Below are 21,244 nucleotides of genomic sequence, written 5' to 3'. Positions count from 1 at the left end.
ACACCCGCCACCCATGCGCCACATGGACTCAACAACAGCAAAAATGCCGTTAATTCAGCGCCCACAGATGAATAAGTGGAAAAAGTGAACTTATTTCTCACCGAAATCACCAATTATAGGATTTAAGTGGAAAAAGTAAACTAAATTGGGTGGTATGTTCTAGAAAAGAAGTAAAAGGAATGAACTAGTGATACTTTTTCCACTTTGATTGCGGAGCGCATGATATTCGAGCAACTTAGTGATACCTTTTCCACTTAATCAGTCACCGGGGCTCCAAAGAGATACGTAACGTTTTACACAAACTTCTTGATACTACCGCCCGCGCGCCACACTTACCCAACAACAGCAAAAATGCCGTTAATCCCGCCACCCGCGCGCCACACGCACCCAACAACAGCAAAAATGCCGTTAATCCCGCCGCCTGCGCGCCACACGTACCCAACAACAGCAAAAATGCCGTTAATCCCGCCACCCGCGCGCCACACGTACCCAACAACAGCAAAAATGCCGTTAATCCCGCCACCCTGGCGATATAAGCACCGCCACTCTACACCAGTCCGCCGCTTTCCTGCGGCTGGCTAACCTCAAAGGGGAGTGAACCCATGAAGATCATGACGATTTTGGGCACACGGCCCGAGATCATCCGCCTAAGTGTCATTATTCCGCTGCTTGATGAGCACGCGGAGCAGCATGTGCTGGTGCATACAGGACAGAACTTCACTGCGAGCCTCAGCGGTATTTTCTTTGCCGAGCTGGGGCTGCGGGCACCGGATTATGTGCTGCAGGATAAACAGGCGGGACTTGGCGGGCAGCTTGCCGCCATGTTCGGAAGCCTGGAAAACATCCTGCTCAAAGAGCAGCCGGACCGGATTCTGCTCCTGGGGGATACGAACAGCGCGCTGTGCGCCATCCTTGCCGAGCGGATGGGGATTCCTGTAGTGCATATGGAAGCGGGCAACCGCTGCTACGACCTGAAAGTGCCGGAGGAGAAAAACCGCCGTCTCATAGATGCTGTTTCTACCATAAATATGCCCTATACCCAGCAGAGCAAACGGCATCTGCTCAGCGAAGGTTTTCCCGGCCAGCGCATTGTATTAACCGGAAATCCGATTCACGAAGTGATTACCCGTTATGAGCAGCAGATCGGGTCCAGCGATATTCTGGCCCGGCTGAACCTGACAGCAGGCCACTATTTTCTGGTTACCGCGCACCGGGCAGAAAATGTGGATGATCCCGAATCACTCCTGCAGATCATGTCCGGACTGAACCTGGTGGCAGAGCATTTTGGCATCCGCCTGATCTGCAGCATCCACCCCCGTACCCGCTCGAAGCTTACGGAGCAGTTCAAACTTGTGATGAACCCGCTGGTAGAATTCCATGAGCCTTTCGGATTTTTTGATTTTGTCCATCTGGAACGGTACGCCCTGTGTGCAATCACCGACAGCGGAACCGTACAGGAGGAATGCTGCCTGATGGGAGTGCCAACTGTAACCATCCGCCGGACCACTGAACGTCCCGAAACAGTGGACTGCGGCAGCAACGTTGTGTCAGGAGTGGAGCAGGACAGTATTTTGCGCTGTACCCGGCTAATGACGTCACTGAGCCCTGAATGGGAGGCGCCGGAAGGTTATTTGACCCCGGATGTCTCGGTTAAGGTAGTCAAATTTTTGCTTGGAGGGAACCTGCATGTTCAATAATAAAAGAATTTTGGTTACAGGCGGAACCGGTTCCTGGGGGCATGAACTCATCCGGCAGCTTTTGCCGCAGAACCCGAAAGAGATCATTATTTTCTCCCGCAGTGAGTCTGCGCAAGTGGCGATGAGCCGCGAATATGAAGATTCCCGCCTCAGCTTCATTATCGGGGATATCCGTGACAAGGAGGCTCTGGTAGCGGCCTGCCGTGGTGTGGATTATGTCTTTCATCTGGCTGCGCTCAAGCATGTTCCAGTCTGCGAAGACCAGCCGTATGAAGCGCTCAAGACCAATGTGGTCGGCACCCAAAATGTCATTGAAGCGGCTGTCGCATGCAATGTGGAAAAAGCCATTTACATCTCTACCGATAAGGCTGCCAATCCCTCCAATTTCTACGGTATGACCAAAGCCATCGGAGAGAAGCTGTTCGTTTATGCCAACCTGCTGGGCTCGGAAACCCGATTCGTGACGGTGCGCGGCGGTAATGTGCTGGGTACCAACGGCAGTGTGGTCCATCTGTTCATGAAACAGATCAAGGATAAGGGTCAGGTACGGATTACCGATATGAAAATGACCCGTTTCTTCTTTACCCTGCGCGATGCCATCACCTTGCTGTTCAAGGCCTCCGAGGTCAGCCTCGGCGGAGAAATCTTCGTTATGACCATGCCGACCTGCCGGATCGTAGATCTGGCCGAAGTACTGATTGAAGCATCTGGTAAACCGGATGTAAGCATTATCGAAGCGGGTATCCGCCCGGGAGAGAAGATCCACGAAATTCTGATGAGTGATTTCGAGAGCCAGACAACAGTCGTCTACGATGAACAGTATCTGGTCATCCTGCCTACGCTGGATATGCCTGAACTGAGGGCGTATTACAGCAGATACCCCCATGTTTCCTTCAACAGCTTCAGTTCCGAGAACAACCTTATGAATCAGGAGGAGATCAAGGAAATCCTGATCCGGGGAGGGTTCCTAGAGTGAAGCTGCTTATCCTCGGCGGAAACGGTATGGCGGGTCATATGCTGGCGGATTATTTCCGCCGCCAGGGCAAACATCACGTCTTCCATACAACCCGGGATAAGAGTGATCTTGGCGGGCTGTATATAGATGCCGATGATATTGCCGGAGTTGAAAAGCTGGTCGAAATTGTCTCTCCGCATTGCATAATCAATGCGCTGGGGGTGCTCAATCAATTTGCCGAACGGGACAGAATCGGCGCTTACCATGTGAACGGGTTTCTGCCCCACCGGCTGCGCCGCTCTGCGGACAGCATTCATGCCCGGCTCATTCATATCAGTACCGACTGCGTGTTCGAAGGAACACGCGGCGGTTACGCAGAAGATGATACGCCTGACGGCACATCCGTATATGCGATCACCAAAAGTCTTGGAGAGGTGCGTGAACCCGGACACCTGACCATCCGGACCTCCATCATTGGTCCGGAAATCCGCTCCTCTGGCATCGGGTTGATGGAATGGTTCCTGGCCCAGAAGGGACCGGTATCCGGCTACCAGCGGGTAATGTGGAATGGGGTCACCACCCTGGAGCTGGCAAAAGCTATAGATTCCCTGCTGGACTCTGAGATTTCAGGCCTGATCCATCTGGCCCACCCGCAGCCGGTCAGCAAATATGAGCTGTTGCGGCATATGCAGGCAGCATTCGGCAAGGAGGATGCCGAGATTATTCCCGAGTCGGGGCATATTCAGGACCGAACCTTGATCAGCACGAGAACGGATGTTCAGGTGCAGTTGCCTTCGTATCCTGAAATGCTGGCAGAGCTGGCCGCATGGATGAAGCGGCCGGCGATGACGACATGAAGGAGCGGAGGCTGCTGATTACCGGAGCGTCCGGATTTACCGGAAGGCATGCGGTGGCTTACTTTCATGCAGCGGGTGCTGAAGTGACAGCCGTGGTACGAAGCACCCCAGCTGCCGGCATCTTCCCGGCGGGGGTGAAGCAGCAGGTCTGCGATTTAAGCGACCGCAGGGCCGTCAAGACGATGATTGATGAGGTCGAGCCGGATGAAGTGCTGCACCTCGCCGGCAAAAACTCGGTGCCGGAGTCCTGGCGGGACCCGCTGCTCTATATGGAAATGAACGTGATGTCTACACTCTATTTGCTTGAGGGATTGCGTACCCGGCCGGCCCGCCGTATTCTGGTGGCCGGCTCCCGGCTTAAGTTCAAGCCGGGCCATTCGGAAGGTCCGCCACACCCCTACAGTCTGAGCAAAACCCTGGAGGAGCTGGTGTCTCTTGCCTGGTGTACCCTATTCCAGCAGCCTGTGCTGCTTGCGGAGCCCTGCAACCTGATCGGTCCTGGCCCATCAACTGGTTTTTGTTCCTTGCTGGCGCAGCATATGGTGCGGAGTGAGGCTGCTGAAGGCACTTCTGAAACACCCCCGCCGTTCAAGCTTTCCTCACGGTATGCCCTCCGTGACTTCCTGGATGTACGGGATGCGGTTAAAGCATATGACTTGATCTTGCGCAGCGGAGAGCCGGGAAAGATCTACAGGATTGACTCCGGCATTCAGCGGGAGCTTGGAGCAATTGCAGAGCAGCTGCTGGCTCATGCAAGGGTTCCGGTAGGCATGGATTGGGGGCCGGAGAACACAGGAACGGAACAGGCTGCTGCTCCTGCGGCAGCTGCCGTTCCATCTTCAGGATCTGAAACATTAGCTATTCAAGAAGGAACATCCCCATCTTCAGAAGACGATGCTGTTAGTCTTGGCTGGAGTCCGCAGATTGAGTTGTCCCGCTCACTTGCGGATATTGTGGACTATTACCGGGCAAGCCGAGAAGGAGGCGCTTCATGAAACCGAGAGTATCCGTGGTGATTCCTTTTTTTAATTGCCCTTATATTGAGCAGGCGCTGCAAAGCGCCTTGAACCAATCCTGGCAGCCCTATGAGATCATCGTTGTCGACGATGGCTCCACCATGCACGCAGACCGGATTACGCCTTATCTCCCGCACATTCACTATTTGGGCAAGGCCAACGGGGGAACTGCTTCTGCTCTGAATCACGGGATCCGTCATGCCTCGGGTGACTATGTGGTCTGGCTCAGCTCGGATGATATGTTCTACCGCGATAAAATCAACAACCAGGTGCTGTTCATGGAACAGAACGGTCTGCTGATTACCTACACCAACTTCAATTTAATCAATGAACACTCACAATTGACTGAACTTAACGCGGCAGCGGTATTCCCGAGTCATCTTGACTATTTACGTTGTTTTTTGCAGGGTAACCCGATTAACGGCTGCACAGTGATGTTCAAGCGCGAGCTGTTTGGTGCCATCGGGCTTTTCGATGAGTCGCTGCCCTACACCCATGACTATGACTTGTGGTTCCGCTCGATTCTGAACGGATATCCGCCTGTGATGCTGAATCAGTCGTTGACCGCCTACCGGCGGCATGATGGGATGGGGACGGTTAAGCATTATGATGTCATCATGGCTGAGGCTGCTGCCACCAATGCCCGTTACAGCCCTCTGCTCCGCGGATTAATTGCCTCGATGGGCGGCTGAACACCGATCTGATCGCTATAGGAGGTGTGATCTATGTACCGGGAAATAGAAGTGAAGGATTTTCTTCCGGTTCTTCTGGAGCATCTGAAATTTGCGGAGAGTATCCTGGATGTGGGGAGCGGGACCGGTACGCTCCTTGAACGCTACCAGGCTGCGGTGGTAGTCGGACTTGATATTCACAGGCCTTACCTATTGCACCGCAAATATACCGCGCCACATATTATACCGGTGCATGCCGATGCCGGACATATCGATCAACTGTTTCTGCCCAGCACCTTCTCGGCGGTGACGCTCATCGACTCCCTGGAGCATTTCACCATGAGCGAGGGCAAAGAACTTTTGCGAAAGGCGGAGATCATTGCCGCAAACCGCGTGGTCGTGTTTACCCCACGCGGCTTCTTTCCCCAGGAAGGAACGGATCATTACCATTTGCAGGGGGAGCAGTTTCAAAAACACCGGAGTGGTTGGGAACCGGAGGATTTTCTGGAGCGGGGATATAATGTGACAGTGCTTAAAGGCTACCATCATGCAGAGAATCCTTCATTCCGGGAAGCATTCGGACAGAATCATGCGCCACTGGACGCTTTGCTGGCCTGCAAAACCGTATAAATATCGTCCGGAAAGGGGGTGAGCGCATGAATCATGGAACCAAGGTTTCAGTGGTTATCCCATTTTACAATTGTCCATATATCCACATGGCTATAGAAAGCGTGCTTGCCCAGAGCTATCCGGATATTGAGCTGATCGTTGTGGATGACGGGTCAACCCTCCATACGGAGAAGCTTGTTCCTTACGGAGACCGGATGAAGGTACTACACAAACCTAACGGCGGCACGGCTTCGGCTCTTAATCTGGGGATTCGGGCTGCCAGCGGGGCATATTTTGCCTGGTTAAGTGCTGATGACTGCTTTCATCCCGATAAAATAAGCCGGCAGATGGAGGTTATGCGTAATTCACACACCTCCTTTAATCATACGGCTTATTATTACATCAATGAACTCGGAGAGCGTTTTTCCGGTATTATAAGTGTACCTTTTCATAGCAGGGCCGAGCTTGTCACAACCCTAATGAAGGGCTGTCCGGTCAATGGCAGCTCCGTAATGATGGATATGAACGTTTTCACAAAGGTCGGACTTTTTAATGAGAAACTGCTCTATACCCAGGACTATGATCTCTGGCTCCGTATTCTGCCCCATTATGAATGGTCTTATATCACAGAACCTCTGCTGGATTACCGGGTGCACCAGGAAATGGGCTCCGTCATCCACAGCGAGGCGCAGAATCGGGAGATTAAACAGGTACAGGAAATGCACTACAGTAATCTGTCGAAGCTGCTCAGAAAGGAGAGAAGGAGATGAGAATAACCTTCCCTATTCTGACGCTGTCCAGGGGAGGCGCACAGCGGATGCTCGTGGAGCTGGCCAACCGTCTTGCTGAAATAGGACATGAAGTGACTATTGTGATGCCGTCCCGCGGGATTGTGGAATATCAGATGAAATGTCCGATTCTTTATGCCGGTGCCGACTTGATTTCAGAGGATGATTTTCCCGCAGGTGATGTGATTGTCTCCAATTACTATAAGACGGTATCCGTAGCAAAGCGGGCAAGCGAACAGGGAAAAGGTGTACACATCCGCTTGGCGCTCTGCTATGAGCCGACGTTTCTACCGGATAACAACGAATCCTTTGCCTCGTATCACCTTTCACCGAATCTGCTGGTGCTATCACGCTGGCAACAGGGAATCGTCCGTATGAATCATGGGATCAAAGGCCGGATTGTGCCCATTGGCCTCAGCTCCGACTTTTATAATATGCATATCCGTGAAGCGAGCAACAAGCTTGTGGTGACTGCCATTGTACGCAAGCCGGAGGGAGGCTTCTCGGGGCACCGGGAACAGGATTATCTGCTGCAGCAGCTGGATTTGATCAAAGGACAGCATCCGGAGGTTGAGATTGATCTGATCACACCACCTGGTGAATATGCGGAATCTTCATGGCTGCAGTCTCTGTTTGCAGATGGCCACTACCGTCTGCGTACACCTTCGAATGATGAAGAGCTGTGTTATCACTACAATGAAAGTAATATTTTTGTCAGCTCCAGCACCTATGACAGCGGCTCACTTCCTGGTCTTGAAGCCATGCGCTGCGGTGCGGCACTCGTGACAGTGTATTCCGGAGGCAACCTTGAATACTGCGTTCATGGATCCAACTGTCTGATGTCCTACCGGTATGAGAACCGGCTGGCTGAAGATGTTGTCACACTCATCCGGGATAAGGAACAGCGTGATTGTCTGGCCAGAAAAGGGGAGACAGGTTCATTGCGATTCAACTGGGAGAGAAGCGTGCAAATTTTCCAGTCAGAGCTATTCGAACTTTTATCCAGGCATGGGTGAACCGGGTTTGTATATATACAAAGAACCTTCAACTCCACGTGGCTATGTGGGATTGAGGGTTCTTTGTGTACTAAAAAATGGCGAAGGAATTCATCATCTCGCGAAAGGACTGGGCATATTTCTCGGAACCGAAACGGGAAATCATGTGGAGGCGTCCCTGTTCGCGGATGAAGCTGCGAAGGGGCAGATTATCCATGAGCTCCAGGCCTTCGTTAACGGCAGCTTCCACATTACCAAGCGGATAGAATTTCCCCGTTACATTATGGATGATAAAGGACCGCACCCCGTCAGAATCCGTACTCAGCACTGGACAGGTACAGCAGACGGCCTCGGCAACAGCGTACCCAAAGCCCTCAGTGATGGAAGAGGATAACAGAAACCCGCCGGAAGCGGCTATGGAGGAGTAATATACAGGCATCAGATGATTGGGGATATTGGTGAATACATTCAGCCGGTCATTCAGTTCCAGGGCATGAAGTTCCGTCTGGAACAAATGCTTCTGCTCTGCGGTCGCAAGGTCCGGATCATGGAACATCCAGAGATGCAGATTGGGTTTGGTGCGGCGGATAACATGGGCAACCTTCAGGTATTCACTCCAGTTCTTGTTGGTCTCCAGACGCCCAACCCAGGCAATCACTGGATCACAAGGCGCTTCACCTGGAATGTGCCGGAAGGACTGGACATCCACAATATTGGGAATGACATAACGCTGCAGCCACGGGCAGATCGAAATGAACAGCTCCAGCAGATGGTCAGTGGGCGGAATCAATACAGCATTACAATAATTACGTAAATAAGGAACAGCCTCCGTGACCATGAGTTTTGCTTCAGTTTTTGTTCCCAGGCCTTGGGATTCGTAAATCAGAATATGTCTGTACCCCAGACGGCGCAGACGCTCCAGCAGCAGATAATCCGAAGTTACAATAATTGCGTCATAGTTATGGGTGTCGAGCACACCCTTAATATCTGTATCCGTTGAAGCGATAAATACAGGAAAGTCCGCCATGCTCTGACTGTTGGACCCCGGCATCAGGTACAACACATGACACTCAATGCCGCTGCGCTGAAGACTCTCGCACCGCAGCCTGTTCAGAGTCTCGACACCCCCGCTGGGGACATAAAATGTAAATAAAACCTTCAAGCTCATCCCTCCCTGACTTTACCTTGCGGAGAAACACCGGCGCCCTTCGCAAAAGCAGGGCCTGCTGTTTATAAGATACGCCGGACTTCCCTTACAGGTGACGATCAAAGGGCGCCATGCCAAATCCTTTCAGGATAGCCTGACCTGATGAGGGCTATCCTAATGATTGTTACGCTGCACATATAACAAGAGATGGAGGATGAATTCATGTTGCGATCGAAGATCAGCATGTCGGTTTCCGCTGCGCTGCTGCTGGGCGTGGTGAGCATCACGGGATGCGGTACCAATAACACCGCAAGTGACAATAATGTGCAAACCAAAAGTGTACGCGGAACCCATGACGGACGGCTGGGTGTAAACTCCGTGAAGGCGAATGCCTTCGATAAAATGGAGATGAGCAGAGAACTGGCAGACCGTATTGCGGCCATGCCTGAGGTCCGTTCGGCCAATGTAGTTGTGGCGGGAAAAAGCGCATATGTCGCAGTAACTATGGATGAAGCCTCAGGTGGCGTTCATGCCAAAAGCTACGGCAATACTGTAACGGGTACCGGGGGACCAACGGGAATGGTTGCCGGCAGCGGAAGAACTTTAGGCCGCACAACTACTGGCACCACTGGTATGAACGGTGCCACCGGCATGACTGGCAACAATGGGTTGAGCGGCACCGCTGGCATGAATGGTACAGCCGGTATGAGAGGTTCTAGAAACGGTGTACCTGGAATGACAGGAGTAGGCGGTTCAATCAATGGCATGTCGGGAAGCCTGTCTACAGGCACAGGAACTGTGGGGGGGACAGGAACAGCCAACCCAGGGGTTTATGCAGGGAATGGGGGTAACGGAATTATGTCCCGGAGTAACATGACCGATGGCCGGGTCTTGAGAAATGATATCGACAGAAGCATGGGCACGGCAGCGGGCACCCGGACGATCACTCCTTACAGCACCAATGGCATGACCAATGGAACCAATAACACCGGCACCTTGACTAATGATACGGTAACCCGGGAATTGAAGGACAAGATAGCCGCTGAGGTCAGACAATATGATAAAAATATCGACAATGTCTATGTATCTGCGAACCCTGACTTTGTGGAACGGGCAAACTTCTACGCTCAGGAATTCCGTGCAGGACATCCGCTGAGGGGATTTGCCCGGGAATTCAGTACAATGGTTGAACGCATCTTCCCGACGCGCAGCGGTTATTAACTTAAGTAAAGCCTAAACGGATTTTCCTTAGTATTCCTAGGGAAAGTTGTATTATTCCAGTCGTTATCCCATACGGTTAAAAAAAAACGCAGCCCCTCCGGCTTAAGCTTAACTGCCGGGTTGGGCTGCGTTTCTGAATTCAGGATATATCGTTCACTTTACGGCCCTTTATCCAGACTCCGCGCAGGTTCAGCGCTTCATCCAGCAGTAGGATATCGCCGCGTTTACCGGCTTCAAGCGTTCCGATGGTCCGCTGCATGCCGATGGCCTCTGCTGGTGTAAGACTGGCGGCTCTGGAGGCTTCCTCCAGAGTCAGACCGATCTCCTCCACCAGATAGCGGAACCCGCGGATCATTGTTAATGTACTGCCAGCGAGGGCCTCCGGATTCTCCTTCAATCTGGCAACACCGTCACGGACCAGAACGGGAAGATCCCCAATAGTGTATTCCCCATCACTGAGTCCGGTCGCCGACATGGAATCTGTAATCAGTATCAGATTCCCGGCATTCTTTAGACGGGACAGCACAGCGATCGCTGCCGGATGCACGTGAATACCGTCGGCAATAATCTCTGCGCGAATCCGCGCGTCAAACATAATGGCGCCTGCTGCACCCGGCTTGCGGTGATGAAGCGGGGTCATCGCATTGAACATATGCACCGCCTGATTTAGTCCGGCATCGGCGGCAGCGATCACCTCTTCATAGGATGCATTCGTATGGCCCAGTGCGGCAGTTATCCCATGTTTGCGCAGCCATGTAATTGCCGCAAGTGCACCTTCTCCTTCAGGTGCGAGTGTCACCTGCCGGATTAATCCCGGATACAAGGCTTCCCATTGCTCCATCCATTCAATATTGGCGGGAACGATGTGGTCCGGGTTCTGCGCACCAGACCACTTGGGGCTAATAAACGGGCCTTCCAGATGGACCCCGGCCAATTGGGCAAAGGGCATCGGGGAGGAGCGGAAAGCGTATACTTCTGAAAGCGCCCGGTCGATATCCTTTTTGTCTGCAGTCATCGTTGTCGCCAGCATAGTGGTGGTCCCCTGCGAAGCGTGAAACCGTGTAATGATCTCCAGGGATTCAGCATCGGCATACATGAAGTCAAAGCCCGCTCCCCCGTGAACATGCACATCTACAAATCCGGGAATCAGCAAGCCGGCACGGGTTTCCGCGTTTCCGGCGGGCCATCCGGCATAAGCTTCCGGCAGCCAGGCCACTTCACCAACATAATGAATAGACTCCTCCGATACAGCGATCACACCCTCCTGGATGATTCCTGCAGGTGTCAGAACTTTTCCGAAGAGCAACTGGCCTGTGGTGGGTGTTATTTCAGCCATTTTGCCGCACCTTCATCCAGCAGTACAACGACATTGGGATGGCTCTGGAGCAGGGAAGCCGGGCACTGTGTGGTGATCGGACCTTCCAGCGCATTCTTCACCGCTTCCGCTTTCTCTTCGCCGCGTACCAAAAGTACAATTTGCCGTGCCTTAAGAATGCCGCCGATACCCATTGTAACCGCCTGCCGTGGAACATCTTCCCGGCTGTCAAAGAAGCGGGCATTGGCTTCCAGGGTCTCCGGCAGCAGATCAACGACATGTGTGCCGCTGGTGAGACTGGCATCCGGTTCATTGAAGCCGATATGGCCATTGCTTCCGATACCCAGAATCTGCAGGTCCACCGGCCCTCCATCCTCAAGCAGCTTATCATATGCGAGGCATTCCGCCTCCAGATCAGGGGCGTTGCCATTCGGCACATGTGTTTTGGCCAGGTCGATATCAATATGATTGAACAGATGCCCGTTCATGAAGCTGCGGTAGCTCTGCGGATGATCCGCAGGCAAACCTACGTATTCATCCAGATTATAAGACGAAGCTTTGGCAAAGCTGACGATTCCTTTTGAATGCATTTCAACCAGCTTGGCGTATACTCCGACCGGTGAGCTTCCGGTAGCGAGGCCCAGCACGGCCTTGGGGTTGCTCTGCAGCAGGCTAACAATCAGGTTGGCTCCGGTCTGTGCAAAGTCTTCATCGGTTTTAAATTTCAAAATATTCATTAGGATTGACCTCCCCGTTTATGACGGTAATGTTGGACATTCAGGTAAGACTGCTCCAGCTTGGGAATAAAATCTCCAAAGCGTGTGCTGACCATTCCGGTGAACAAAATATCGATAATATGCAGCTGTGCGATCCGCGAAGCCATGTCTCCCCGCCGCATGCCTTGCTCCAATGAGGAAGAGAACAGCGGGATATCGGCCAAAGTAGCCAGTGAACTACTGCCGTAGGAGGTCAGCGAGATAGTGGCTGCTCCACTGGCTGAGGCACAGCTTAAGGCGTCAATCGTCTCCGGGGTTTCCCCGGAATAAGAGATGGCGAATGCCACATCGCCTTCCTTGAGCGAAGAAGCGGATGTAATCTGCATATGGGAATCGGAAAAGGCAGTGCAATTCACGCCGATGCGAATCAGCTTCTGGTAAAAATCCTGGGCCACAATTGAAGAGGTGGCCATCCCGTACAGATCTACCCGCCGGGCCCGGCATAACAGATCAATTGCACTCTGCAGCCGCTCCAGATCAAGCAGTGAAGTAGTATCCCGGATGGAGGCCAAATGATTGGCCTGCATGGCTTCGACAATCACCGAAAGCGGATTGCCTGCAACTATATCCTGATAAGAGGATCCGCCATCCTGAGGGGAGTTATCGCTGTGGTTGTGGGCAATTTCCGCCGCCAACTTAACCTTGAAATCCGGAAACCCTTTAAAATGCAGAACCTTGCAGAATCGTGTAATTGTAGCCGGGCTGATACCGCATTGCTCTGCCAGCTCCGTAATCCCCATATGGACAATTTCTCCCGGAGAGGCCAGAATTCGCTCCGCCAGCTTGCGCTCCATCTGTGACAGCTTGGATTTCTCATGCTCCAGAGCATGCAGGATGGGAGACATCCCTCCACCTTCTTTTCTTTAGATGTGGTGAAATTATTTTTAATAATATAACATTATTTAAGAAAATTATTTTCATATCTAGAATAAAGCATTACCAGTGAGGATGCAAGAGGGAGTTTTATCGGGTTTCTAAAGAGGTGGCGAGTTGGTAGTTAGCGAGTAGTTACTGAGTAGTTACTGAGTAGTTACTAAAAAGAGGTTATAGTAGTGTTCCCAGGGGGTATCTCCGCTCTTCGCTCTCCGGTAGTGGGCGCAGGGTGAGTAAGCGCTTACAAATAATAAACGATGGAGTATAGTGGAAAAAAGGAAACTAATCTGTAGATTTCACCGATTTTTTATTAATTAGGTGGATAAAGTAGACTTAATTACCTCCCTTTCCACGCCATTCAGTGATTTTGAAGTAAAAAAGTGGATTTTTTCCCACTAAACACCTTTGGGGAGATTACTGAACAGCACGAAGTGGAGAAATTCCACCTAAGTTACCTGGAAACTAAGTAAGGCAATCGCCAACCGAAACGATCTGAAGTGTTGAACTGCAAGCCCCTCTATTCATAAATTCCGTAAGCGCTGTCCGATCGCCAATACAGTAAAAAAACCTCCATAGAGCGCAATAGCGGATTTGTAGTCCGCGAAGCTGACTCCATGAAGGCGGTTGTAGAGCAGATAGGATTCTGAAAAATCACACTGTAGAACGTGAACTTGAGAAGGCTCATAATTAAGAAATGCGTTGTTATTCAAGGCAGTTCCGCAATTAGCCGCTATTCCGCTGTCTGTGACTTGCCGGCTGCGCCTCTGCTGCGCAGCAGCTCCCAGAGAATGAAGATCAGCATCAACAGTTGTGGCACCAGGGTTTCCCAAGTCGGGAACAAACCGAGCCAGCCGATGGAAGGCAATCCGTTCTCCGCATGTGCAGGAAGACTGCCTGCTACCTGAAGGGCATGAATGCTCTCGCCGAGGAAGCGGAATACCAAATAGTAGATCAGCACCGTGGCTATGCGGAAGAAGGCGGCGATCGGCAATTTTGCACTTAAGGCGATAATGGCATATCCCAGGACGATCAGCACGGCCAGCGCACCCCCAATCCCGAGCAGCAGCTGTGAAGCAGCAATAGAAGGTGCCATTCCCACATAGAAGATGGTGGTTTCCGCACCTTCACGCAAAATGGCCAAAGCTGCTACCAGGAACAAGGACCATAGATTGCCCCGGGCCAGTGCGCCGTCTACCTGATTGCCTACATAATTGTTCCAGGCTGCAGTATTGGACTTGCCGTGCAGCCAGCGGCCGATCGTAAGCATCATCACCACGGCAAACAGCCCGGTAATGCCCTCAATCATCTCGCGCGCTCCGCCGGAAGCCGCTTTGGAGATGGTCATACTTAAGATGACAGCGAGCAGGATGCTGCCGGTAAGTCCGGCTGCAGCCCCGGACCAGATCCAGCGCCGGGTACCGGGAGTACCTTCCCTTTTGAGGTACGAGAGGAGAGCGGCGAACACTAGAATGGCCTCCAGACCTTCGCGCAGCAGAATCAGCGCAGCATCCCAGGCTGTATAGCTTGTTTCTCCGGCCAGCGGCGTCAGCTCAGAGAGCATATTGTCCATGGCTGCAAGCGCCTGATCGAGCTTGGGCGGATTGGAAAGAAGATCGCCAGTGACCGCTGCGCTCTCATTTTCAATATTCGCGTAGACCTTGGGCGATGCAATCTGAACCTTGCCTTCGGCTGAAGGCCAGGCCGTGATGAACTGCTCCATGATGCCGGCTGCTTCTGCGCTGTTACCCGCGGTTGCTGCGGCGGAGGCCTGCTTCAGGTAGCCGATAAGGGCTTCAACCGATGCCGGCTCCGCGGAGGCGTCCCCGGTATCGACCGCTTTGCCTTCATGGTAATCGGCTAGCAGCGTATACAGCGCTTCCGCTTCGGTCAGCGCGGCTTCTTCGCGCAGCGGCTCTGCCTGCAGCGAGATACGCAGCAGACTCATCTTCGTCTCCAGCATGCCGTAGACGGCTGGATTATCGGCGCGGATGCCGCGCTCCGCCGGCGTCCAGCCGCTCACCACGGCGCGGTACGCTTCCTTGGCCGCAGCCCAATCACCGCTGCGCGCCGCGTCCCGCACGCGCTCCGCTGCGGGCAGCAGCTTCGCCGCCGCTTCACGGCCGGCGGCGCCGGAGTCCGCGCCGCCCGTGCCGGAGGCGGCGCTCACATACGCATCCACGCTTCTGGCTAGCGTGGACAGCGCAGCTTTGGCGGGCGTTCCGCCGCCCGCCGCAAGGGCTGCCGCCGCGTCTGCGAGCGCGGCGTCCACAGCGGAAGCCGGACCGGCGAGTGCCGGGTCCGGCGTGCCGGCGTTCGCGGTGCGCCACAGCGCAGCGAACGTGTCTACATCGGCGGCGGCCGCGTCCCAGCGGCTCTGGCCGGCCTCGACGAGCGCGCTGCCGACTGGCGGCAGCAGCTCGTCCAGCGGCGTACCCGCCGCCGCGGCTGTGGCTGCTGGACTGCTGAGCAGCAGCAGGCACAGGCAGCCGAGCAACACGGCTGCCTGCAGTCCACGGCGCTGCGTCTTCCTGTGCGATTCCGGTACAGTCAGACGCTGACGTGGTTTCGGCAGCCATCTGCCCGGGACTTTTTGCACCAGTTTCTGTACCAACAACAGCATCGGGATAACCCCTTTCCATTTTAACCGGGTAAGCCGGAAGTCGGGCTTGTGCTCTTCTATGGTTGTACATGCCTTATCCTTCACTGCGATTGACCCCCGTTTATCTTTTTTTGTTCAAATAGAAGGATTTATATGTTTCACGCTAAAAATCATCCTTCTATTTCTGGCTGAAACGGATTCCGTCTCTTAAAAGGACGGCGAAGCCGTTTCCACTTGGTGTACTCAGCCCAGCAGGGCTTCCCCGAGGTAGCCACCTTCGCGCACGCCCGGCAGGCAGGCAAACACCGCGCTGCCGGTATGTACCATGTATTCGTTCAGACGGTCATTTTTGGCGAGGCGTTTCTGAATGCTCACGAACTGCTTCACCAGATCCTTCTGGAAACTGATGAACAGCAGACCCGCATCCAGCTGCCCGGTGGTAAGATCCATGCCGCTGGAAAAAGAATAGGAGCGGCGCAGCATTTTGACAGTGCCGTCCCCATGGGCCAGCGCCGAGTGGGAATCGGGCGGGATAACCGGTTTCCCGGCGGGATCGGCCGCATCGAGGTTCAGCTTGGCGAATTCATCGGTGGCTCCGATAGGTGCGCCGCTTTTACGGTGGCGTCCGAAGGTGGCCTCTTGATCACTTAGCGAGGATCGGTCCCATACTTCAATGCGCAGCCGCACGCGGCGCACGGCCATGTAAGTGCCGCCGTTCATCCAGGCGGGGCTTTCGCCGCCGCACCAGACTACCTCACGCATTTCGGCCGCATCAGTCACATCGGGGTTGCCCGTGCCATCCTTGAAGCCAAGCAGATTGCGCGGAGTGCCGCCTTTGGGGTCGGCACCGCCAGTGCGCTGGAAGCCTTCCTGTGTCCAGCGGAGTACAGCGGTTCCTCTGGCGATGCGGGCCAGGTTGCGGATGGCATGGAACGCCACCTGCAGATCGTCCGCGCAGGCCTGCACGCAGAGATCGCCACCACACCACTGCGGATCCAGACTGTCTCCCGCAAAGGCTGGAAGATCTGCGAACGTAGACGGACGTTTTGAAGCAAGTCCGTAACGTCCGTCAAACAATGAAGGGCCCACCCCAAAAGTAATCGTACATTTGGACGGTGTGAGTCCGTCGGCTTCTCCTGTATCGGATGGAGGCAGGTTTGGATTTTCATTGGCGTTGCCGATCAGGGTTCCTGAGGTCAAGGTAGCCGCAGCCGTGGTCCAGGACTGTAGCAGCTTTTTGACATCAGCGATGCTGGAAGTCGTCAGATCAAATGAAGCGAAGCAGAGGAAATTTTGCGCAGGAGTCAGAATTCCGGCCTGATGGCTGCCGTAGAACGGGATGATATCCTCACTGGAGGCTTGCGGTGCAGGAGCGGCCGGATGAACGGCACCACTGGCCGCCAATATGCCGCTGACCCCGCCGCCGCCCAGCAATAGCCCAAGGCCGGAGGCTCCGGTAAGCCGCAGCATCTCGCGGCGGCTTAGTTTTTTATCAAAAATTTGTCCACTCTTGCTTCCGTTCTTAACCTCTTCTATGTCTGCCTGCCCGTTATCGTGCAGGTTGTTTACTTTCTTTTTCATGCCGGTCACACTCCTAGAATGGTCCCCATATTGGAGAGGGGTTCCGCCAAAGCATCAAGATTCTGGCTTAATTTACGTACTTCATCTTCTTTAAGAGTTTCATAGGAAACGTATCCGTCCCCGGACTTAAAAGGAGCCAGTTCGGCCAGCAGAGCGGTGAACTTGTCACCGATCATTTTTTCCAGTGCCGGATCTTTCTTGGCCAGCTCAGGCTTCAGCAGCTCGTAAATTTTCTGCGCACCTTCCACGTTGGCTACAAAATCATATAAGTCCGTATGGGAGTAACGTTCCTCTTCACCGGTTACCTTGGAGGAGGACACCTCGTTCAGCAGCTCGACCGCTCCTGTAACAAGCAGGCTTTCGTCAATATCCACCGTTTCGACCTTGGCGCGCAGCAGCTGGGCATCCTTCAGCAGCTGATTTGCCACCTCGGCCATTCCGTTTGTGGTCTTATTCTGCCAGAGTGCTTGTTCAATCTTGTGGAACCCGCGCCATTCAGCCGGATCTACATCATTTTCACGGGCATCGATATTCGGGTCCAGATCTCCAAGCGCCTCAGCAATCGGCTCGATCCGTTCGTAATACATGCGGGCTGGAGCGTACAGCGCTTTGGCTTCATCCAGCTTTCCGGCTTTGACAGCATCGGTAAAACCTTCAGTCTTCTTCACAAAAGCATCGCTCTGTTCAATGACATACGCACGGTATTGCTCAATGGCAGAGGTGAAGTCGGGAGCGGCAGCAGAAGTTTCGGCAGTGGCTGCTGGAGCATTCGTTGCAGCAGCCGTGGCCGCTGCCTCATTATTGGAGTTGTTCCCTTTATTATTGTTACCATTGTCCCCACAGCCGGCGAACAGAATGGAGGCCGCAATCAGGCCGGCGGGAAGCGCATAACTATACTTCACTCAAAACACCCCTTTTTTATGTATGCAAATGATAATCGTTATCACTAGTACTGGATTTATCATAAGTGCCTGCACAGGGGCTGTCAATATAAAAATGTGATTTATGTCATTGTGTTGTCACGATGCGAATTATCACGCGCGCATGAGGAGTAGCTGGATAAGTGCAAGGGGATGTCAGGCAGAAGTAAGGAGAACGTGACAGGGGAGTAGGATGTTGTGTAGAAGAAGGGGGTGATAAGTAGCTGAAGTCTGGGAAACTCATTGCAGTTTGTGCATGTTGAAAGTGCAGCAGAATCCGAATTCCCCTTTTCTGAAGCTAATCTGTTACAGATGATGCAGTCATAGCCACCGTACGGCACCCAAAGAACAAACTGATCTTATCCGCTGTGACACATTTACTATAATAAGTATACGATGTACAGCCATCTTATAAGTTATAGCCGCATCGTTATCTGAAGCCTGTGGGCACCTCGGCCTTACACCGTAGACCGCTCAATAATCCGATATTCCAGCTTGCGTGTCACCGGCAGGCTGCTGCCGTGAATATGCTTATGGACAATTCCGAAGGCCGCTGAACCCATCTCATAGAGCTGGTTGTCAATCGTTGTGATCTCAAGCAGCCGTCCAATCGGCTGGTTGTCGAACCCCATTACCGCGAGCTCCTCCGGAATACGGAAGCCGTGTTTGCGGGCTTCAATAATCAGGCCTGCAGCCACATGATCGCCGGAAATAATCATTGCATCAGGCCGGCATTCCGTATCCAGCAGCCGCCGGGCCACCACCGCACCGTCCTCTTCCCGCACACAGTCGAAGATCATCCACTCCGGGTCAAAGGGAAGCCCTTTTTCCGCAAGAAAATCCTGAAAAGCACTCTGGCGGATAGAGGCACTGCTGCCGTTCTCCCGGCCTTCACAATAACCGATTTTGCGATGTCCCTTGCTGTGCAGATAATCCAGCCCGTGGCGGAATGCGGCATAATGCTCAATATATACGGAAGAGTACGGGCGTTCCCCGCTATTCTGGCAGGTTACAATCGGTCCGTACGCACAGTATGGCTCAATCGTCTCAGGCTTCAATGCGGTCGAGACAATGACTACTCCGTCAATTTCTTTGTTCCTCAGCATATCCAGCACTTTAAGCTCCTCTTCGGGGACATAGTTGGTCTGGCACAGAATCAGACGATATTGCGCCACTAGCGCTGCTTGCGCCAGCCCGTCCATCACCACCGAGAAATAGAAAGAATTGATCATCGGCAGAATAACCGCAACCGCTCCTGTGCGGCCCGTGATCAGATGAACGGCGTTCATATTGCGTGTATAATTCAGCTGCTCTATGGTTTTCAGCACGGCTGTTCTTTTGTCTTTGCTTACATAAGGATGATTGTTCAGCACACGTGATACAGTCGTTACAGAGACCCCGGCAATGCGGGCAATTTCTTTGATATTGGCCATCAGACTGCCTCCTGGGACAAGAGATATAGTTCTTCTATATTAGCATATTGTTCGCTTTCAGCCCTCCAAATATAAAGCTTGCTATGGAATCCATTTCATAAAATATACTGAAGCTGCAGCAGCATTACCGGAGAAACCGGCGTGACCGCAAGGGCGTGACGGACCGGTATATGTAACGGCTGGGCTTTCTGATGGACAAGCAGGCGCAGCCGCCCATTTATAGTTGTGACCGCACCATTATCACCCCCCATACATAAAATGATTTTGACTGTATCCCTTTACCTTGTTATACCAAACAAACCCAGGGCAAGGAGGGGTGACACCATTGAAAGGGAACGAACATCACAGCAAATTTCTCTTGACGCATCGTGAGCGCGAAGTATTCGAGCTTCTTGTGCAGGACAAAACCACACGGGATATTGCCGGATTGTTATTCATCAGTGAAAAGACAGTCCGCAACCACATCTCCAACGTCATGCAAAAACTAAACGTCAAAGGCCGTTCGCAAGCGGTTGTCGAGCTGATCAAGCTTGGGGAGCTGAAGATATAGCTGCCGTGCTACAGAAGCGACGCGTTTACGCCTTCTTTTACCTTTAGGGGTGAGGGGAGGTTTTTTGTTGTGAATAGTTTTGCAAGGATATGGCTGAGCCTTTCTAAGCAGGGTTCTGAATATATTGACCGCTTAAGTATAAGAAATAAAGCTGCTCAAAAGGCCGGATATGTATAATATAAAGACTGGGGGTGTACACATTGAATGCGAAAACTAAATATACGATCCTCATGCAAGGAACCACCAGCAAAAATGTGAGTAAAACCTGCAAAGAGTTCGGCATTTCCCGGACCATTTATTATAAGTGGCAAAGTGCTTACAAAAAACAGGGTATGGATGGTCTTACGGAGAAAGAAAAAAAACCGGTAATGCCAAATAAAGTAGACAAGCGCACGGAAAGACTGATTTTACAGTATGTTGCCAAGTTTCCTGCAGATGGTCCGAAGCGTATCTATTATGAATTGCAGGACGAGGGGGAGAAGGTAGGGGAATCCGGGATATACAATGTTTTGCGCCGGCACGGTCTTAGCAAAAGGGTGCAGCGGGAGGCCTATGCCAAAGAAATCAAGGAGAAGAAATGGCAGAGTGACACAGCTGCTAAAGTTCCAAAGAGCAAGGTAAGAGAAGACCTTTTGGACTATAAGATGAAGGATCCGAACCATGCCCACCCCGGCTATATCTGCCAGCAGAGTATTTATTATATGGGGGAGTTCCCGCAAATCGGGAAAGTATATCAATATGTGATTTATGATGTCTACTCAACGATAGGATTAGTTAAGCTCTATAACCGTAAAGCTACTATGCACTTCATTGATTTCATGCATCTGAAGGTTATCCCCTTAATGAAGTCGCTACATTTTGAGATTGACAATCTGGTGACGCACAAAAGTCGCGAATTCACAACGAACTGGGATAGAGGCAAACATAAATATAGTGACTTTTTACATAAAAACAATATTAATCAAGTAGCTGTCACTGCGAAAAATGCAGAGATATTTCAGCCTTTGCAGCAATTTGTTGCAGTGTTGACGGAGGAATTTTACCAGCAGGCCTGGGGAGATCCTACGATCAATTCCTTTGAAATGCTGGAAAACCGCTTACAAGCGTACTTAAATTATTATAACTTCAAAAGAAAGATCACAGACGGTCCTAATAAAGGCAAAATACCATCGGATGCAGCACTTGAATGTACGGGACAGCAGGAGACCTTGCCACTATGGTTATTTACAAGGAGATAACGG

At 52.4% G+C, this 21,244-nt stretch carries 21 protein-coding genes; 11 read left to right on the top strand and 10 right to left on the bottom strand.

Translation table 11 applies throughout. The annotated features are described in order from the left end of the window. Positions 1-332: 332 nt before the first annotated feature. The gene (locus ACTJKB_RS18355) at positions 333-485 is read right to left on the bottom strand and encodes a hypothetical protein (protein WP_440835853.1); all 153 of its coding nucleotides are present in this window, start codon (positions 483-485) and stop codon (positions 333-335) included. 117 nt (positions 486-602) lie between these two features. Between ACTJKB_RS18355 and wecB the strand changes: the two genes are divergently transcribed. Genes wecB through ACTJKB_RS18315 form a run of 8 tightly spaced genes read left to right on the top strand, consistent with a single transcriptional unit; the run spans position 603 to position 7,609 of the window. Beyond that, positions 603-1,697 carry a non-hydrolyzing UDP-N-acetylglucosamine 2-epimerase gene (gene wecB, locus ACTJKB_RS18350; protein WP_440835852.1) on the top strand — a complete coding sequence of 365 codons (1,095 nt, stop codon included), beginning with the start codon at positions 603-605 and terminating at the stop codon, positions 1,695-1,697. Then, entirely contained in the window at positions 1,687-2,673 is a 987-nt protein-coding gene (locus ACTJKB_RS18345; RefSeq protein ID WP_440835851.1) for a polysaccharide biosynthesis protein, read from the top strand. The genes wecB and ACTJKB_RS18345 overlap by 11 nt, the downstream gene beginning before the upstream one ends. Further along, positions 2,670-3,509, top strand: a complete 840-nt coding sequence (locus tag ACTJKB_RS18340) for a dTDP-4-dehydrorhamnose reductase family protein (RefSeq protein WP_440835850.1) — start codon at positions 2,670-2,672, stop codon at positions 3,507-3,509. The genes ACTJKB_RS18345 and ACTJKB_RS18340 overlap by 4 nt, the downstream gene beginning before the upstream one ends. Then, positions 3,479-4,504 (top strand): NAD-dependent epimerase/dehydratase family protein, encoded by a 1,026-nt coding sequence (locus ACTJKB_RS18335; RefSeq protein ID WP_440835849.1) that lies wholly within the window; start codon positions 3,479-3,481, stop codon positions 4,502-4,504. The genes ACTJKB_RS18340 and ACTJKB_RS18335 overlap by 31 nt, the downstream gene beginning before the upstream one ends. Then, positions 4,501-5,217: a glycosyltransferase gene (locus tag ACTJKB_RS18330; protein WP_440835848.1), complete on the top strand. Its 717-nt coding sequence runs from the start codon at positions 4,501-4,503 to the stop codon at positions 5,215-5,217. The genes ACTJKB_RS18335 and ACTJKB_RS18330 overlap by 4 nt, the downstream gene beginning before the upstream one ends. Positions 5,218-5,250: 33 nt before the next feature. Beyond that, on the top strand, positions 5,251-5,826 hold the full coding sequence (locus tag ACTJKB_RS18325) for a class I SAM-dependent methyltransferase (RefSeq protein ID WP_440835847.1): 576 nt from the start codon (positions 5,251-5,253) through the stop codon (positions 5,824-5,826). 26 nt (positions 5,827-5,852) lie between these two features. Further along, positions 5,853-6,575 (top strand): glycosyltransferase family 2 protein, encoded by a 723-nt coding sequence (locus ACTJKB_RS18320; protein ID WP_440835846.1) that lies wholly within the window; start codon positions 5,853-5,855, stop codon positions 6,573-6,575. Continuing rightward, a complete protein-coding gene (locus ACTJKB_RS18315; RefSeq protein WP_440835845.1) occupies positions 6,572-7,609 on the top strand; it encodes a glycosyltransferase family 4 protein in 1,038 nt (345 codons plus the stop codon). Before ACTJKB_RS18320 ends, ACTJKB_RS18315 begins: the two co-directional genes overlap by 4 nt. A 70-nt stretch (positions 7,610-7,679) precedes the next feature. Here the strand turns inward: ACTJKB_RS18315 and ACTJKB_RS18310 are convergent, their stop codons facing one another. Next, positions 7,680-8,756, bottom strand: a complete 1,077-nt coding sequence (locus ACTJKB_RS18310) for a glycosyltransferase family 4 protein (RefSeq protein ID WP_440835844.1) — start codon at positions 8,754-8,756, stop codon at positions 7,680-7,682. Between the two features lie 201 nt (positions 8,757-8,957). On the opposite strand from ACTJKB_RS18310, the gene ACTJKB_RS18305 reads away from it, so the two are divergent. Then, positions 8,958-9,956: a YhcN/YlaJ family sporulation lipoprotein gene (locus ACTJKB_RS18305; RefSeq protein WP_440835843.1), complete on the top strand. Its 999-nt coding sequence runs from the start codon at positions 8,958-8,960 to the stop codon at positions 9,954-9,956. Positions 9,957-10,095: 139 nt separating this feature from the next. Here ACTJKB_RS18305 and nagA read toward each other — a convergent pair whose 3' ends face one another. The 8 genes from nagA to ACTJKB_RS18265 form a co-directional block, all read right to left on the bottom strand. Beyond that, the gene (nagA, locus tag ACTJKB_RS18300) at positions 10,096-11,292 is read right to left on the bottom strand and encodes an N-acetylglucosamine-6-phosphate deacetylase (RefSeq protein ID WP_440835842.1); all 1,197 of its coding nucleotides are present in this window, start codon (positions 11,290-11,292) and stop codon (positions 10,096-10,098) included. Then, the gene (gene nagB, locus ACTJKB_RS18295; protein WP_440835841.1) at positions 11,280-12,008 is read right to left on the bottom strand and encodes a glucosamine-6-phosphate deaminase; all 729 of its coding nucleotides are present in this window, start codon (positions 12,006-12,008) and stop codon (positions 11,280-11,282) included. The genes nagA and nagB overlap by 13 nt, the downstream gene beginning before the upstream one ends. Next, positions 12,008-12,892 (bottom strand): MurR/RpiR family transcriptional regulator, encoded by an 885-nt coding sequence (locus ACTJKB_RS18290; RefSeq protein WP_440835840.1) that lies wholly within the window; start codon positions 12,890-12,892, stop codon positions 12,008-12,010. Before ACTJKB_RS18290 ends, nagB begins: the two co-directional genes overlap by 1 nt. Positions 12,893-13,650: 758 nt before the next feature. Next, complete coding sequence (locus ACTJKB_RS18285; protein WP_440835839.1) at positions 13,651-15,624, bottom strand: FTR1 family iron permease; 1,974 nt, start codon at positions 15,622-15,624, stop codon at positions 13,651-13,653. 138 nt (positions 15,625-15,762) lie between these two features. Then, a complete protein-coding gene (gene efeB / locus ACTJKB_RS18280; RefSeq protein WP_440835838.1) occupies positions 15,763-17,100 on the bottom strand; it encodes an iron uptake transporter deferrochelatase/peroxidase subunit in 1,338 nt (445 codons plus the stop codon). Between the two features lie 5 nt (positions 17,101-17,105). Further along, positions 17,106-18,002: an iron uptake system protein EfeO gene (gene efeO / locus ACTJKB_RS18275; RefSeq protein WP_440835837.1), complete on the bottom strand. Its 897-nt coding sequence runs from the start codon at positions 18,000-18,002 to the stop codon at positions 17,106-17,108. A gap of 476 nt (positions 18,003-18,478) precedes the next feature. Continuing rightward, on the bottom strand, positions 18,479-19,453 hold the full coding sequence (locus ACTJKB_RS18270) for a LacI family DNA-binding transcriptional regulator (protein WP_440835836.1): 975 nt from the start codon (positions 19,451-19,453) through the stop codon (positions 18,479-18,481). 95 nt (positions 19,454-19,548) lie between these two features. Continuing rightward, on the bottom strand, positions 19,549-19,704 hold the full coding sequence (locus ACTJKB_RS18265) for a hypothetical protein (protein ID WP_440835835.1): 156 nt from the start codon (positions 19,702-19,704) through the stop codon (positions 19,549-19,551). Between the two features lie 74 nt (positions 19,705-19,778). Between ACTJKB_RS18265 and ACTJKB_RS18260 the strand changes: the two genes are divergently transcribed. Both ACTJKB_RS18260 and ACTJKB_RS18255 read left to right on the top strand, forming a co-directional pair. Next, on the top strand, positions 19,779-20,003 hold the full coding sequence (locus ACTJKB_RS18260; protein WP_019908812.1) for a helix-turn-helix domain-containing protein: 225 nt from the start codon (positions 19,779-19,781) through the stop codon (positions 20,001-20,003). 200 nt (positions 20,004-20,203) lie between these two features. Further along, entirely contained in the window at positions 20,204-21,241 is a 1,038-nt protein-coding gene (locus tag ACTJKB_RS18255; RefSeq protein ID WP_440835834.1) for a helix-turn-helix domain-containing protein, read from the top strand. The last annotated feature ends 3 nt before the right edge of the window (positions 21,242-21,244 follow it).

Origin of the sequence: Paenibacillus sp. 22594, assembly GCF_052044425.1 — a bacterium.
GTDB lineage: Bacteria > Bacillota > Bacilli > Paenibacillales > Paenibacillaceae > Paenibacillus_AQ.
The sequence above is the reverse complement of the archived record's forward strand: the minus strand, read 5'-3'. Positions and strand labels throughout refer to the sequence as shown.